The sequence below is a fragment of the Pauljensenia sp. 20925_1_25 genome, from assembly GCF_041433955.1.
GTDB lineage: Bacteria > Actinomycetota > Actinomycetes > Actinomycetales > Actinomycetaceae > Pauljensenia.
Genome location: NZ_JAPWCL010000002.1, coordinates 131,346 through 146,459, shown reverse-complemented (window position 1 = coordinate 146,459; position 15,114 = coordinate 131,346). Strand labels below are relative to the sequence as shown.

The window sequence follows — 15,114 nt, the reverse complement described above, 5'->3', positions numbered from 1 at the left end:
ATGAGTACCCCCGGACGCCTCGGCATCGGCATCATCGGCATGGGCCACGTCGGCCCCGTCATTGGCTCCGCTCTGCGCGCCGTCGGACATCAGATCGTCGCCGTCTCCGCGTCCTCGGACGCCTCGCGCGAGCGGGCCGACGCGATGTTGCCCGGAGTGCCGCTCGCCTCCCCCGAGGAGGTTGTGCGGCGCTCCGAAGTCGTCATCCTGGCCGTCCCCGACGACCAGATCGGTCCCCTCGTCTCCGGACTCGCCGACCTCGGCGCGTGGCAGACCGGGCACATCGTCATCCACCTATCCGGCGCCTCGGGCGTCGGCCTGCTGGCCCCGGCTTCGGCCGCCGGAGCGATCCCCCTGGCCATCCACCCGGCGATGACCTTCACGGGGACCAGCGTCGACGTGGCGCGCCTGGTCGGCACCCCCTTCGCGGTCACGGCTGCCGCCCCCTTCCTGCCCATCGCCCAGGCCCTCGTCGTCGAAATGGGCGGCGAACCCGTCATTGTCGCCGAAGAGGACCGCCCCCTCTACCACGCGGGCCTCGCCCACGGTGCCAACTTCATCGCCGGCATCACCGTGCAGACGACGCGCATCCTCGCCGCGGCTGGCATCGATAACCCTGCCCTGTACGTGCGGCCCCTCCTCGAGGCCGCCCTCGACCGCGCCCTCACCGAGGGCGTCACCGGCATCTCCGGACCCGCCGCCCGCGGCGACGCCGGTACCATCGCCGCCCACGCCTGCTGCCTCGCCTCTCGCGAGGAACTCGCGGGGGAACGCGACACCTACGCGGACATGACCCGCGCCCTCACGCGCCTCCTGCGCGACGTCCGGCTCCTCGACGAACGCGCCGCAACAGCCGTCGAGGCGGCCCTCCTCGACCCCGGCGCGTAACCTCCCCCTGTGGGAACGATCCCGCGCGACCCAGCCCAGGCCTCGTCCATAACACAGGCGTGAGGATAGCGACTCTATTTCGCGTCGGCAGGTCAGTATTTGCAAGAATAGAAATATGACCCACCGTCCCATCCTGACACACACACGCGCCCAACTGGCCGAGGCACTGACGAAGATGCCCGGCACGAAGGCACTCGTCATGACCATGGGTGCCCTGCACAACGGACACCTGCAGCTCGTGCGCGAAGCCCGCGAGCTGGCCGATCACGTGATCGTCACGATCTTCGTGAACCCGACGCAATTCGCGCCCGGCGAGGACTTCGACGCCTACCCGCGCACCCTGGAGGCGGACATGGACGCCCTCGAGACGGTCGGCGCGGACCTCGTATGGGCACCCGCGCCGCAGGACGTGTACCCGACCCCCGTGACCGTCACCATCGACCCGGGTCCCATCGCGCGCGTCCTCGAAGGCAAGACGCGTCCCACGCACTTCGCGGGCGTCGCCCTCGTGTGCTCTAAGGTCGTCAATCTCGTACGCCCTGACGTGGCCCTCTACGGGCAGAAGGACGCCCAGCAGCTGGCCGTCCTGCGCACCGTCTTCACCCAGCTTGACATTCCCGTGCGCGTCCACGCCGTGCCGATCGTGCGCGCCGAGGACGGCGTGGCCCTGTCCAGCCGCAACCAGTACCTCAGCGACGACGAGCGTGCCCGCGCCCGTGCGCTGTCCCGCTCGCTGCGCCGCGGCGTTGAGGTCGCCGAGGCCGGTGCTGAGCCTGCGGCCATCGTGGAGCAGTGCCGCGCGGTCATCGAGGCCGAGGGCGGCATTGACGTGGACTACATCGCGCTCGTCGACGCCGGGACCTTTGAGATCCTCGCCGGTACCGAGTCCGTGCCCGTCGGCGAAGGAGCAGGCGCACCCACCGTGGCAGCCGACGGCACGCGGCAGGGACGCCTCCTCATCGCCGCCAAGGTCGGCACGACCCGCCTCATCGACAACATGGAGGTGGCGCTGCACGCCGCCCCCTGTTCCTGCTCCACCCACGCGGGGGACCTCGCATGATGGAAATGACCCGCGAGATGGCGATCGGCAAGATCCATCGCGCCGTTGTCACCGGTGCCGACCTGCACTATGTCGGCTCAATCACCGTGGACGAGGATCTGCTGGACGCCGCGAACATCGTACCCGGCCAGAAGGTTGACATCGTCAACGTCAACAACGGCGAACGCCTGTCCACCTACACGATTGCCGGATGGCGTGGCTCTGGCACCATCCAGCTCAACGGTGCGGCCGCCCACAAGGTAAACGTCGGCGACCTCGTCATCATCATGGCCTACGCCCAGGTACCCGAGTCCCTCGTGCGCCAGGTCAAGCCCTCCGTTGTCTTCGTCGACGAGGCCAACCGGATCGTCAGCGCCGGTGACCACGCGGGCACCGTCCCCGAAGACTCCGAGCGCGCCCGCGCGCTGGGCCTGAAGAGTTCCGGCGTGTAACCGGAACGCAGTGCTAGCGCCCACACGCCTGAGCGGACGCTAGCTGAGGCTGCGCGCACGCGGATAGGTTGCGGGCACGCGGATAGGTTATACGCATCCGGATAGGTTAGTAACCTATCCGGATGTTCGTTACCTATCCGGATGCGTGTTGCTGCCCGCAGACGGCAGCCACAACGTGCGCTGAATGGCGGCCACAACGTGCGCCAGTAGCATCTGACCCGCGCCAATGTACTGGTTACAGCGGTGTAGCAAGCAAGCCCCTTTGCGGACGCACCCCCGACGCTCGCGCGCCTGCGTGACCTGCACAACCGGGCCACTGCCTCGTCGCCTCCTCAGAACCCGCTACGATAGGCGCATGACCGATTCTTCTTCTATGCCCACGCAAGCCCCCGCCGACGACACCCCCGAGCAGGTCAAGGTCCGCGCGGCGAAGCGCGAGCGCCTCATGGAGGCAGGCATCCCCGCCTACCCTGTTCTCCTGCCCATCACGACGACCATCAAGAAGGTGCGCGAGCAGTACTCCCACCTTCAGCCCGGTGAAGAGACCGAGGACTACGTGGGCCTGGCTGGCCGCGTCGTCCTTGCTCGCAACGGCGGCAAGCTCTGCTTCGCGACCCTCATGGACGGCGAAGGCAACAAGATCCAGGTTATGCTCTCCGCCGCCTCCGTCGGTGCCGAGTCCCTGGCTGCCTACAAGAACGACGTCGACCTGGGCGATCACCTCTTCGTCCACGGGCGCGTGATCTCCTCGCGCCGCGGCGAGCTGTCGATCTTTGCGACCCCCGCCGAGGTTACCCCCGAGGCTCAGGCCGCCTACGAGGCCGCCTCGAGCGCCCTGCCCGCCCCCGACGCCTCGTGGGCTATCGCCTCCAAGGCGCTGCGCCCCCTGCCCAAGACCTGGACCACCGAGGACGGCGAAGAAATCACGCTGTCCGAGGACCAGCGCATCCGCCGCCGCGAACTCGACCTGATCACGCGACCCGCCGCACGCGATATGGTCCGCATCCGCGCGGCCGTCAACCGCTCGCTCCGCGAAAACTTCTTCCGCCGCGACTACATCGAGCTTGAGACGCCGATGCTGCAGATGATCCACGGTGGCGCGGCTGCCCGCCCCTTCACGACGCACATGAACGCGCTCGACACGGAACTCTACCTGCGCATCGCGACGGAGATCTACCTCAAGCGCGCGGTCGTCGGCGGCGTGGATCGCGTCTTCGAAATCAACCGTAACTTCCGTAACGAGGGCATGGACTCCTCGCACAGCCCTGAGTTCACGGCGCTGGAGGCCTATGAGGCCTACTCGGACTACAACGGCATGGCCGACCTGACGCGCGACCTCATCCAGCAGGCTGCCCGCGACGCCTTCGACCTGTCCGAGGGTGAGGAAATCGTGCGCCTGGCCGATGGCACCGAGTACGACCTGTCGGGCGAGTGGGACCGCATCGACCTGTACGGTTCTACCTCCGAGGCCCTGGGCGAGGAGATCACGGTGGAGACGCCGCGCGAGACTCTCGTCAAGTACGCGGAGCGCGTTGGCCTGGAGGTCGACGACTACGCGGTTTCCGGCAAGATCGTTGAGGACATCTTCGAGGAGCTCGTCGGCTCTAAGCTGTGGGCCCCGACCTTCGTCTATGACTTCCCGGAGGATACCTCCCCGCTGACCCGCTACCACCGCTCGCGCCCCGGCCTCACTGAGAAGTGGGACCTGTACGTGCGCGGTTTCGAGACGGGTACCGCCTACTCTGAGCTGGCCGACCCGGTCGTCCAGCGCGAGCGCTTCGAGGCGCAGGCCCTCGCGGCCGCCAACGGCGACCCGGAGGCCATGGTCCTCGACGAGGACTTCCTCATCGCCATGGAGCAGGGCTTCCCGCCGTGCGGCGGCATGGGCATGGGCATCGACCGCCTGCTCATGGTCCTGACCGGCCAGGGTATTCGCGAGACGATTCCGTTCCCGCTGGTCAAGCGCCTGGGCTGATTTGAGCCGATAAAGGGCCACGGCCTCGTTCCTTCGATGGACGAGGCCGTGGCCCTTCGCGTTGTTGAGTGCGCCTGGGTGGGCGGCGTGGGGGTGGCGTGCGTGGGGGAGAAGAGTCTAGCCGCGCGGCTGGTGATGCAGTGCGCGCGTGTGGACGAGGTCGAGGAGTTCGTGCGCGGCTCCGTCGTCCAGGACGAGGTCGGTGGCGACCCCGGCGCGCAGGGCCCCGAGGAGGGGGAGGGCCTTGGAGGCTCCGGAGACGACGCACAGGCGCTTCGGTATCTTTTTGAGGGTGTCGGGCGTGGGGCCGGAAGCGCGCTCGTTGAGGTGCATGTCGGTGGAGCCGTCCTCGCGGATGAGGACCGTGCACACGTCGCCGACGACCCCGTCGTTTTGGGCCGAGGCGATCTCGATGGGTTCGAGGAAGCCTCCCGAGTAGACGTGGGAGGGCAGGCGCGCAGACATGGATCCGACGCCGAAGAGGGCGACGTCCGTGTTGTCGATCGTGTCGAGGACGGATTGGACGGAGCGTTCGCGCCACAGTGCTTTCTTGGTGTCCGCGTAGTCGAAGAACGCGGGGACCGGGAAGTTGACGATTCGTCCCCCGATGGCCTTGGCGGCGCGCGAGATGATGGCTTCGGCGTAGGGCATACCGGATTCGGTGGCTGTTGAGGCACCGTTGAGCTGGACGACCGTTGAACCCGCGAAGGACACGTGCGGCATGGCTCGTGTGACTTCGGCGGTCGTGTTGCCCCACGCGATGCCGAGGGTCACGCCGGGGAAGAGCATGTCGATGAGGTGCTCGGCGGCGACCAGGGCGACGTTGTGGAGGCGGTTGACCTCGGTGTGGACGTCGTGAACGGGCACGACCGAGACCTGCACGCCGAAAAGGTCCGCAATCTGTCCGGCAAGCGTGCCTTTGGTCCCAGGGGACGCAGAGACGGAGATGCGGACGAGTCCGACTTCTCGCGCGTGGGCGAGCAGTCGGGACACGGAAGAGCGCGATATCTGCAGGTGGCGGGCGATTGTCTCCATCGTCTGCCCCTGCAGGTAGTACATTGAGGCCGCCTCGTGCGCCTGTTCGTCACGTATTGTCACGTTTTCTAGTGTGCCATGCACAAGCGTGCAGATGTGTGATTTTGAGTATCCATTCCTGTGTCGGCGGGTTACATTTGTCTGCGACAGATGGTCAGGGTCACACCCGAAGCAATGAACGAACGTGCACTCAGTTTGGGCTAACGTGCATGGAGTGCCATACTTGGTGTGACCCGTCAACAATATCTGCGTGGATACTGTTCGATGGCACACAGTTATCGGCGGAATACCACCGTGACCCGACGTGAAGGCGCGTCGGAGAAAGATAGGAAACATGCTCTCAACACTGTTCCCGGCAGCCGCAGAAACGGCTGTCCCTACCGTGAGCCAGATTTTCATGTCTGAGTTCCTCGGCACAGCCGTGCTGCTGCTCCTCGGCGGCGGCGTCGTCGCCACGAACCTGCTGCCCAAGTCCAAGGGCAAGGGCGGCGGCTGGCTGCTCATCAACTGGGGATGGGGCCTCGCGGTCTTCGCAGGCGTCTACGTCGCGTTCCGAACCGGCGGCCACCTCAACCCCGCCGTCACGATTGCCAAGGTCGTCGCCCACGTGTTCGACCCCAGCGTCACCCTGGCGGGCAGCATCCCCGTCACCGGCGTCAACGTTGCCGTCTACATCGTTGCCCAGTTCCTCGGTGCCTTCGTCGGTGCCGTCCTGTGCTGGCTCACCTTCAAGCAGCACTTCGATGAGGACTGCGACCCCGCCCTCAAGCTGGGCGTCTTCTCCACCGGCCCCGAGATCCGCTCCTACGGTTGGAACTGCCTCACTGAGGCCATCGGCACCGCCGTCCTGATCCTGTGGATCTTCGTCTCCGGCTACACCGAGACCGCCGTCGGCCCGCTCGGCGTCGCCCTCATCATCGTCGTCATCGGCAACTCCCTCGGTGGCCCCACCGGTTACGCCATCAACCCGGCCCGTGACCTCGGCCCCCGTGTTGCTCACGCGATCCTGCCCATCAAGGGCAAGGGCGGCTCCGACTGGGGTTACTCCTGGGTTCCGGTCGTCGGCCCCATCGTCGGTGCCATCGTCGGTACTGTTCTCTACTACGTCACCCTCGCCTGAGGGTGAGTGTGCGGGCGAGGTCGCCACGGCCTCGCCCGCACGATCCCCAGCGTTGGGGACCAACAAGTTCATAGGGGCACCGATGCCCCGCAAGCCGCGCAGGTGGCCCGGCGCGGCCTACACAACGACGTGAAAACGCCTCCGAAAGGATACTCATGACCACCACCGAAAAGTTCGTTCTCGCCATCGATCAGGGCACCACCTCGACCCGTGCGATCATCTTCAACCACTCCGGCGAGATCATCTCCGTTGGACAGAAGGAATTCACCCAGATCTTCCCGAACCCGGGCTGGGTCGAGCACAACCCCCTCGAGATCTGGGAGACCACGCGTCTGGTCGTCGCCGAGGCTCTGCAGGCGGCGGAGATTAACCGTCACCAGCTGGCTGCCGTGGGTATCACCAACCAGCGTGAGACCACGGTCGTGTGGGACAAGAACACCGGCGAGCCCGTGTACAACGCGATCGTCTGGCAGGATATGCGCACCTCCGACATCGTTAAGGAGCTTGAGGGCGACGAGGGGCCGGATCGCTTCCGTCAGATCTGTGGCCTGGGCCTGTCCCCCTATTTCTCCGGCTCGAAGATCAAGTGGATCCTGGACAACGTCGAGGGTGCTCGTGAGCGCGCCGAGGCCGGCGACCTGTACTTCGGCAACACCGACTCCTGGGTCCTGTGGAACCTGACGGGCGGCGTCAACGGCGGCGTGCACTGCACGGACGTCACCAACGCCTCGCGCACCATGCTGATGGATATCCGCACGCTCTCCTGGCGCGAGGATGTCTGCGAGATCTTCGGCATCCCGATGTCGATGCTCCCCGAGATCAAGTCCTCCTCCGAGATCTACGGCTACGGCCGCAAGAACGGCCTGCTCATCGACACCCCGATCGCAGGCATCCTCGGCGACCAGCAGGCGGCCACCTTCGGCCAGGCCTGCTTCGAGAAGGGCATGGCGAAGAACACCTACGGTACCGGCTGCTTCATGCTCATGAACACTGGCACCGAGCCCGTCTTCTCTGACAATGGTCTGCTCACCACGGTTGCCTACAAGATCGGCGACCAGCCGGCCGTCTACGCCCTCGAAGGCTCGATCGCCGTGGCCGGCTCGCTCGTGCAGTGGCTGCGCGACAACCTGGGCATGATCGTCAAGTCCTCGGATATCGGCAAGCTGGCCAGCACCGTTGAGGACAATGGTGGCGTCTACTTCGTGCCTGCGTTCTCCGGCCTGTTTGCTCCCTACTGGCGTTCGGATGCTCGCGGCGCGATCGTGGGCCTGACCCGCTACGTAAACAAGGGTCACATCGCCCGCGCCGTCGAGGAGTCGACCGCGTTCCAGAGCGCCGAAGTTCTCGACGCGATGAACGCCGACGCCGGCGTGCCGCTCAAGGAGCTCAAGGTTGACGGCGGTATGACGCACGACGACCTGGTTATGCAGTTCCAGGCCGACCTGTGCGGCGTGGATGTCGTTCGCCCGAAGGTCATCGAGACGACCGCCCTGGGTGCTGCCTACGCGGCCGGTATGGCGGTGGGCTTCTGGTCGGGAACCGACGACGTCGTGGCCAACTGGCAGGAGGGCAAGCGCTGGACGCCGTCCATGGAGCCGGCCGAGCGTGACCGTACCTACCGCCTGTGGAAGAAGGCTGTCACCCGCACCCTGGACTGGGTGGACGACGACGTGAAGTGATGACGTTCCTGATGTAGGGACGAGGCCGGGGCTGCGCGAGCGGTCCCGGCCTCGTCGTGCGTGGGGCGGGGTGAGGAGCTAGAAGGATTCGGTGTGAACGTATCCGCCTGCGGCTCGTATGAGGTGGGCGACGTCGGTGACCATGAGGGGCGAGCCGCAGGCGTAGTAGTCGGCCTGGGGGTCGATGCCCGTGGTGCGCAGGTAGTCGGTGACGCGGCCGTGGAAGGTTTCGGGTGTTTTCTCGCGGCTCACGCAGCGGATGACGCGGGGGAGGGGAGCATCCAGGTGTGTTGTCAGGTCGTCGCTCGTGGTCGCCAACCCGAGGAGGAGGACGTCGTCTGCTCGTATGCCACGCTCGAATTCTGCGAGGAACGGTGCGATACCTGTTCCAGTAGCGACGAATACGCGGCGGCAGGGCGAGGGAGTGTCCGCGTGCGTGCCTCCTGCCGCCGTGTCGTGGAGGAAGTGCCCGTACGGGAGTTCAAGATCCACCTCGTCCCCGCTTTGCGCGCGGCGTGCCCACGTCGCACCATGCCCCTGGGTGCGCACGTCCACGAGCAGGCGCACGGCTTTCCCGGGTGCACAGGCGATGGAATAGGGCCGCCATTCGAAAGGGGCGACCCGCACGAGCGCGTACTGACCCGCATCCCAGGTTCCATCCTGTGGGAGCTGGAGCGTGATGTCGCGGATAGTTGGGGTGATCCAGTTGGCACGCTGCACTGTTGCTCGGTAGCGCCTCGCTCCGGCGCTGTGCTGAGCCTCGAATCCGTGAGAGTGTTCGGGGCTGGTTCGCTTGGTACGCTCCGCTCGCAGCGCTCGGTTGATGCGCGGATACCCCGAGGGTCCCAGGACCTTGCAGGCAGCGGACATGCCCGCCAGAGCGGCCCCGACAATTCCGGGCATTCCCGCATCCTGCCCGGTGAGGAAAAGTCCGGTGATGGGGGTCGAGGGGGTGGCCAGGTCGGCCCTGAATCTCTCGGGGGTGAGGGGGAGGCCATAGAAACAGCCGAGGGAGTGGGACGTGAAGTGCTCGATGGTCAGCGGCGTGCCCACCTCGGCGTAGCGGACGGCGTCTTTCAGGCCCGGTACGGCTGTGTCTGCGAGATCGATGAGTCCTTGAGACATGGCCGACGTGAGGGCCTCGTAATCCTCCCCGCGCAGCCCCAGCCTTGTCCCCGCCCAGCGTTGGAAGGCCTCGGGCTGTGCGAACGATACGATCTCGGCCGTCGCGTGCGTATCTCCGGACTTGATGCCCGGGAAGGAGATGAACGCCGAGTGGGGGTGCCCGCCGAGGAGGTCGGCGCTCATCCGGGCCGGGTCGGCGCGCCCCGTGGCCGTGTTGATCCAGACGTTCGACCCGTCCACGCCATCGGGGTAACGGTCGAGGGTGAGGTAGAGCGTGACAGCCGAAGCGCCGTGCCCGAGGCGGGCGATCCTCTCGCGTACGCGCGCGGTGATCGCGGCGGTCGGACCGGTCGTGGGCAGTAGGCGGGTGTATGTTTCTCGGGCGCCGATGCCGGAGATAATGATCGGGGCCCGCTCCTCGTAGGAGACGGGGGCAAGACCCGAGCGGTCGGTGACGCGTACGCCCACGGCGGTCCCGTCCTCGACGAGGATCTCCTCGACGTCCTGCGCGAGACGGATCTGACCGCCGGCCCCCACGATCCCCTCCTCGATCATGCGTGCAATCTGACCGCTCCCGCCGCTGGGGAACCACGCGCCGTTCATGTAGTGGCAGACGATCATCGCGTGGGCGACAAACGCACTGCGCTCGGGCTCGACACCGTAGTCGCCCCAGTGCGTGGTGAGGAGGGCACGCAGGGCGGGGTCTTGGAATCGGCGCTCCATGTAGTGTTCCGTCAGCTCGAGCGCGCAGCCTGCGAGCACTCGCTGGGCGAGGCGCACGGCGGGGGCTGCGCGCGGGGGAACCATCTCCCGGACATACCCGAGGGACATCCAGGAATAGGCGCGTTGAACGTCCGCGCAGTAGCGTCGAATCGCTCTCTTCTCACGCGGAAACAGGGAGGTGAGGAGGCGGCGGTACTCCTGGAGGCTGGAAGGGATCGTCACGTCGAGGCCGTGGCCGGGCAGGTAGAAACGGTCGTAGCCCGTCGGCATGCGCGTCCATGACAAGGCTCCGCCGGTGAGGTAGTCCAGCAGCTGTCGTGGGCGCGAACCGGGTTCCATGTCTCCCACGTAGTGCAGGCCCACATTCCATGATGCTCCCATTGCGCGGAAGGAGTGCGTGAGTCCGCCTGGGGTGGAGTGTTTCTCAAGGATGAGAACGCGCAATCCGGCGGTTTGTGCGAGTAGGCCGGCCGTCGTGAGTGAGCCGATTCCGGAGCCAATGATGAGTGCGTCGTACATGGGGTCCCCAAAACTAGACAGTGTCTAATTATGGGACCATGCCCATCTAGACACTGTCAAGTCGGGGTTGTCTCTCGGTTACACTGTCATCATGACGCGCTCTACCGATCCCGAAGGCCTGCGCGAAGCAATCCTCGCCATCAGTCGCAACCTGCTCAACGAGGGCGGGCCGGCCTCCCTGTCCATGCGTGAGGTTGCCCGCCGCGCGAGCTGCACACACCAGGCTCCATATCACTATTTCAAGGGACGAGAAGGGATTCTCGCCGCCCTCGCCGAGGAGGGGTACCTCGCCCTGGAAACGACGCTGCGCGAGGCGCGGCGGCGTAGTACGGGTGCGTCGCCGGACGCGGTGACTCGCACCGCGGGACACGCCTACCTGACGTGGGCTCTGGCCAACCCCGGTGTCTTTCGGGTCATGTTTCGATCTGATATGTACGACTTCGACGCTCACCCGCAGTTGCGCGAGGCCAGCCTGGCCGCCCGCGCGCAACTGCGGTCCCTGGCCCGCCTCGCCTATGGAACGGAGGATCCCCACGCGGAGGTCACCCTGTGGGCGTACATCCACGGCCTCGCGACCCTCGTCCTGGACGGGCCGCCCGCCCTCGGGGCTGGCGATGAGGTGCAGCGCTTCGCTCATGACGCCATCGATGCCCCGTACTTCACTCAGGGCACCACGACGGGTCACGATCCTCGGCGCGCCGAGGTGCTTTCCTAGGACCCAAGGCCGACAGTGGCCTTAGCCGCGTCGTCTACAATTGACCCTATGGAAAGCTCTAATAATCAAACGACATATCTCGTCGTTGACGGCGAAAATATTGACGCGACGCTGGGACTGTCGGTCCTGGATCGACGTCCGAACCCCGAGGAGCGTCCCCGCTGGGACCGCGTCCTCGAGTCCGCGCATGGCCGCTGGAATCAGCGCGCCAAGGGCCTGTTCTTCCTCAACGGCTCCTCAGGCTTCCTGCCGATGGGCTTCGTCCAGGCCCTGACCGCCATGGACTACCAGGTGATTCCCCTGTCGGGTCCCGCCGACATGAAGGTCGTCGACGTCGGCCTGCAGCGCACGATGGACGCGATTGCGCAGCTTGGCTCGGGTGACGTTATCCTCGCCAGCCACGACGCTGACTTCCTGCCCCAGATTGAAGCCCTCCTGGACCAGGGCCGCCGCGTCGCGGTCATGTGCTTCAAGGAGTTCCTCTCCTCCCAGCTCCACGATCTGGAGGAGCGAGGCCTGGAGATCATCGACCTCGAATACGACGTGCACGCCTTCCAGGTCCGCCTGCCCAGGCTCCACATCATCGACATCGACGACTTCGACCCCATGTCCTTCCTGTAAGGACTACGGGGGAGCGGGCACGCCCGCTCACGCGACGCAACACGGTCGGGCGGCCCCACGAGGGACCGCCCGACCGTGCGTCTGTCACGCGGCGAGGGCCGCGCCGCTCACTGCTTGTTCTTCAGAGCGGCGAGGCGAGCCTCGATCTCCAGCTGCGAAGAATCGGTCTCGAGCTCCGCGAACTGGGCGTCCAGGCTGGAGGCAGCCAGCTCGGCCTTGCCCTGGGCCAGGGCCTCCTGGCGACGCACGCGGTCCTCGAAGCGACCGAGCTCGCTCGTGGGATCCAGGATGTTAATGGCACCGAGAGCCTCGGTGACCTGAGCCTGGGCCTTGGCGGTCTTCTCGCGGGCGATCAGCTGGTCGCGGCGGGACTTCAGTTCGGCGAGCTTGTCCTTCATCTGGGCCAGGCCCTGCTTGAGGCGCTCGGCTACCTCGCGCTGCGCCTTCAGGGAGGGTTCCTCGGCCTTGATCTCGTTCTCGAACTGGATCTGCTTGCCGATGGCCACCTTGGCCAGGTTATCCCACTTGTTTGCCCCGGCCTCGTCACCGGTGGCGCGCATCGCATCGGCCTTCGCGGAGGCGGCAGCGGCCTTCTGACCCCAGTCTGCGGCGGCCTTGACATCTTCCTCGTAGTCCTTCTCGGCCATGCGCAGGTTGCCCAGGGTCTGGGCGATCGCGTTTTCAGCCTCGACGATGGAGTTGGTGTAGTCGCGGACCAGCTGGTCGATCATCTTCTGCGGGTCCTCAGCCTTGTCGAGGAGCGCGTTAATGTTCGCCTTGGCGAGCTGGGTGATGCGGCCCATGATCGTCTGCTTCTCAGCCATGATGTTCTCCTTTGATGTGGTGTGCGCTCGTGCGCGGGTTGAGCGCGAGGCCATGGCCCCGCAGGTCGGTGGGTAGGTGCCGTCTGCCGCAGCAGGGGCGTCGTTATCCCCGCCCCTGCTGGGAGGGGGATGGCCCTGTCCGTGTTGATGGCGAACAGATTAAAATACACTCTCCCGCCGTCTGACGTTGATTATTCTATATAATGTACGTCACATAACAGAATCTTAGAAGCGTCCGGACCCCGTCGTCCACCCAGAATCGGATGAGCCGCCGGACGAGCCACCCCAGCTGGAGCCGGAACTCCACGAGTCGTTATCGTCCCACCTGCTCCTGTGGTGGTGGGAGGAGGACCCTGTGTTGGAGAAGAGGATCGACCACAGGAGGGCCTCGCCAAGCGAGGAGCCGATCGAGGATCCAGGCGAGGTGGGTCTGCCGGAATAACCGGCGTTCCAGGAGTCGGCTGCGTTGGGCAGAGGCGTCGCAAGGACGCGGTCCGCCTTGGCGCGGGCATCCGAGGCCAGGGCGGACGCCTTGGCGGGGTCGCTGCTGATCGCTGCACGCGCAGCCTTCAGGGACTGCTCGGAGTCGTGAAGCGTCGAGCGCACGCTGAGATCTATTGCGCCGCGTCGGCCCTGCACGTAGCGTTCTGCTCGCTCGAAGGCGGTTTCGGCCAGCGAGATCTGAGCCTGGGCGTTCGCGCGCGCCTTCTCGGCGTTTTCACGCTGCGAGCGCAGGGGAGCAAGCGCCGCGTCGATATTCGCTTCGGAGGTACGCAGGTGCTCGAGGGCGGCCAGCGGGTCGCCGTTGTCCATGAGGGCGGCCTGGCCCTCGGCAATGGCGGCGCGCGCGTCCGCGACGAGTGGGTCGAAGACGGTGGGTTCTGCCTTCAGAGTCGTGACGTCGGCAAGGTCGGCGGAAATAGAGCCGATTGCCGCGCCGAGGCGGTCGCGGATCGCATCTAGGTCGGACTTGGCAGAGAAGATCGCATCGGTTTGGTGCTTGGCCATCATGAGCGCGCGGTGGGCGGTGTCAAGCGTGCTTTCCGCGAGGGCGCGATCAGTGTCGACCGCCTGCTTCGCCGCTTCGATGGCTGACGCTGCCGTCTCCAGGAGTGCGTGAGCTTGCTCGGGATTGTCTTGGAGGGACGTGAGCATCTGGGCGGGATAGATGCCCGCGATGGCGGCGAGTTCGGCGGTTGCCCGATCCAAATCGCCGCGCTGTTCGACGAGGCGTTCGCTGGCCTCGGTGATGCGGCTGGGCAGTGTTGCCTGCTCGGAGCGTCGCTGTTCAAACGCAGCCTGGACGGCGCTCAGGGGGTTCATGTTCTCGCCGAGGTCGCGCATGATGGTGGAGGCCATGGCTCTCTTCTCGGCGTCGCTCGTGGCGTCTTCCATCTGCTTTTGGCGTTCGAAACCGCGCGCAACGGCGGCTTTGGCGGCCTCGAGGGTCCGGGCAAATTCGTCGGTCGCGGCGATTCCGAATTGGGCGCGCGCGAAGTCGAGTTCGTCCGCGGCGCTGCGGACCTGTTCGTCGGCTGACAGGAGCTGACGATTGGCCAGGGTGACCGTCTCGGCCACGCTCATGCCGGGCATGTTCGCGGCCTGAGCGGGAGTCTGCGCGCTACCTGCGCCCCGAGATCGGCGCGAGTTGTTGTGCACGAGGAGCGCGATGACGACGCCGCCGACGATGATGAGTATGACGAGCATGCTGCCGCTGCCCGGCGATGAGGTCCTGGATGAGGATGAGCGCGACGACGAGCTTCCAGTGCTTGACGGCGACTGGTATCCCGACACGACGGAGTTGATGAATGTTTGTGCGCCGATGGCCGTATCAGAAGCCGTGAGAGGATTGCTGGTCAACGTGGCCTCGGCCTGTCGTTGGGCGTTGTCCAGCACGGTCTGTGACACGGGGGCCTTTTTCGAGCAAAAGACGTCGGAGCGCTCGTTGTAGGCGATGGCGTACAGGATGTCGCTGTCCTTGGAGGAGGACGCTGTTGCGGAGGCCTTGCACCATGCGTCGGGCTTTTGCCCGGAGAAATCGGGGACGACCACGACGTCGATGGTGATGCCCTTGGTTCTGGCGGTGCGTGCAGCGGTCTCGATGGCTGATCGATCCGAGTCGGACAGCCAGCCGCCCGGATCGGTGACGATGCCACTGGTCGTGACGGGTGAGGTGGCGAACGCGGGAGCGCCGAGCGCGATCAGGAACGTGGAGAGTAAAGCAACGATGCTGAAGCGGCGGGTGCGTGACACGGGGTCCTCCTGCGTTGTGGCGAACAGGCAAACATACATCACGCGGCGCGTATTCGTCGACGATGTGACGCAGAGTACGAAACGTGATCGCTGCCGTGAGGTCAGTCTACGTGATTGAGGGGGCAGCGGTGCTGTTCGCTACAGGC

At 65.9% G+C, this 15,114-nt stretch carries 12 protein-coding genes; 8 read left to right on the top strand and 4 right to left on the bottom strand.

Annotation, left to right across the window (positions count from 1 at the left end):
* From O3932_RS01950 to O3932_RS01935, 4 genes are all read left to right on the top strand, one after another.
* Positions 1–888: a Rossmann-like and DUF2520 domain-containing protein gene (locus O3932_RS01950; RefSeq protein ID WP_299238763.1), complete on the top strand. Its 888-nt coding sequence runs from the start codon at positions 1–3 to the stop codon at positions 886–888.
* Between the two features lie 115 nt (positions 889–1,003).
* Entirely contained in the window at positions 1,004–1,948 is a 945-nt protein-coding gene (panC, locus tag O3932_RS01945; RefSeq protein WP_314567386.1) for a pantoate--beta-alanine ligase, read from the top strand.
* The gene (gene panD / locus O3932_RS01940) at positions 1,945–2,379 is read left to right on the top strand and encodes an aspartate 1-decarboxylase (protein WP_009648537.1); all 435 of its coding nucleotides are present in this window, start codon (positions 1,945–1,947) and stop codon (positions 2,377–2,379) included. The genes panC and panD overlap by 4 nt, the downstream gene beginning before the upstream one ends.
* Positions 2,380–2,734: 355 nt before the next feature.
* A complete protein-coding gene (locus O3932_RS01935) occupies positions 2,735–4,354 on the top strand; it encodes a lysine--tRNA ligase (RefSeq protein WP_034505221.1) in 1,620 nt (539 codons plus the stop codon).
* Positions 4,355–4,471: 117 nt separating this feature from the next.
* On the opposite strand, the gene O3932_RS01930 is transcribed toward O3932_RS01935, so the two are convergent.
* Positions 4,472–5,413 carry a sugar-binding transcriptional regulator gene (locus O3932_RS01930; protein WP_034505223.1) on the bottom strand — a complete coding sequence of 314 codons (942 nt, stop codon included), beginning with the start codon at positions 5,411–5,413 and terminating at the stop codon, positions 4,472–4,474.
* A gap of 310 nt (positions 5,414–5,723) precedes the next feature.
* Between O3932_RS01930 and O3932_RS01925 the strand changes: the two genes are divergently transcribed.
* Positions 5,724–6,509: an MIP/aquaporin family protein gene (locus tag O3932_RS01925; protein ID WP_314735919.1), complete on the top strand. Its 786-nt coding sequence runs from the start codon at positions 5,724–5,726 to the stop codon at positions 6,507–6,509.
* A gap of 155 nt (positions 6,510–6,664) precedes the next feature.
* Positions 6,665–8,188, top strand: a complete 1,524-nt coding sequence (glpK, locus tag O3932_RS01920) for a glycerol kinase GlpK (RefSeq protein ID WP_009648566.1) — start codon at positions 6,665–6,667, stop codon at positions 8,186–8,188.
* A gap of 78 nt (positions 8,189–8,266) precedes the next feature.
* Here glpK and O3932_RS01915 read toward each other — a convergent pair whose 3' ends face one another.
* Complete coding sequence (locus tag O3932_RS01915; RefSeq protein ID WP_371535813.1) at positions 8,267–10,555, bottom strand: FAD-dependent oxidoreductase; 2,289 nt, start codon at positions 10,553–10,555, stop codon at positions 8,267–8,269.
* A gap of 91 nt (positions 10,556–10,646) precedes the next feature.
* Here O3932_RS01915 and O3932_RS01910 point away from each other — a divergent pair, with 91 nt between their 5' ends.
* On the top strand, positions 10,647–11,270 hold the full coding sequence (locus tag O3932_RS01910) for a TetR/AcrR family transcriptional regulator (protein WP_009648544.1): 624 nt from the start codon (positions 10,647–10,649) through the stop codon (positions 11,268–11,270).
* Between the two features lie 48 nt (positions 11,271–11,318).
* A complete protein-coding gene (locus O3932_RS01905; protein ID WP_009648561.1) occupies positions 11,319–11,891 on the top strand; it encodes an NYN domain-containing protein in 573 nt (190 codons plus the stop codon).
* A gap of 107 nt (positions 11,892–11,998) precedes the next feature.
* Here the strand turns inward: O3932_RS01905 and O3932_RS01900 are convergent, their stop codons facing one another.
* Positions 11,999–12,715, bottom strand: coding sequence for a PspA/IM30 family protein (locus tag O3932_RS01900; protein ID WP_291449393.1), 717 nt, complete (start codon positions 12,713–12,715; stop codon positions 11,999–12,001).
* 225 nt (positions 12,716–12,940) lie between these two features.
* Positions 12,941–14,968 (bottom strand): TPM domain-containing protein, encoded by a 2,028-nt coding sequence (locus O3932_RS01895; RefSeq protein WP_371535809.1) that lies wholly within the window; start codon positions 14,966–14,968, stop codon positions 12,941–12,943.
* Positions 14,969–15,114 lie beyond the last annotated feature (146 nt).

Coding starts and splice junctions, on each gene's coding strand:
- O3932_RS01950 (WP_299238763.1), top strand. CDS start 1: ATGAGTACCCCCGGACGCCTCGGCATCGGCATCATCGGCATGGGCCAC.
- panC (WP_314567386.1), top strand. CDS start 1,004: ATGACCCACCGTCCCATCCTGACACACACACGCGCCCAACTGGCCGAG.
- panD (WP_009648537.1), top strand. CDS start 1,945: ATGATGGAAATGACCCGCGAGATGGCGATCGGCAAGATCCATCGCGCC.
- O3932_RS01935 (WP_034505221.1), top strand. CDS start 2,735: ATGACCGATTCTTCTTCTATGCCCACGCAAGCCCCCGCCGACGACACC.
- O3932_RS01930 (WP_034505223.1), bottom strand. CDS start 5,413: ATGTACTACCTGCAGGGGCAGACGATGGAGACAATCGCCCGCCACCTG.
- O3932_RS01925 (WP_314735919.1), top strand. CDS start 5,724: ATGCTCTCAACACTGTTCCCGGCAGCCGCAGAAACGGCTGTCCCTACC.
- glpK (WP_009648566.1), top strand. CDS start 6,665: ATGACCACCACCGAAAAGTTCGTTCTCGCCATCGATCAGGGCACCACC.
- O3932_RS01915 (WP_371535813.1), bottom strand. CDS start 10,555: ATGTACGACGCACTCATCATTGGCTCCGGAATCGGCTCACTCACGACG.
- O3932_RS01910 (WP_009648544.1), top strand. CDS start 10,647: ATGACGCGCTCTACCGATCCCGAAGGCCTGCGCGAAGCAATCCTCGCC.
- O3932_RS01905 (WP_009648561.1), top strand. CDS start 11,319: ATGGAAAGCTCTAATAATCAAACGACATATCTCGTCGTTGACGGCGAA.
- O3932_RS01900 (WP_291449393.1), bottom strand. CDS start 12,715: ATGGCTGAGAAGCAGACGATCATGGGCCGCATCACCCAGCTCGCCAAG.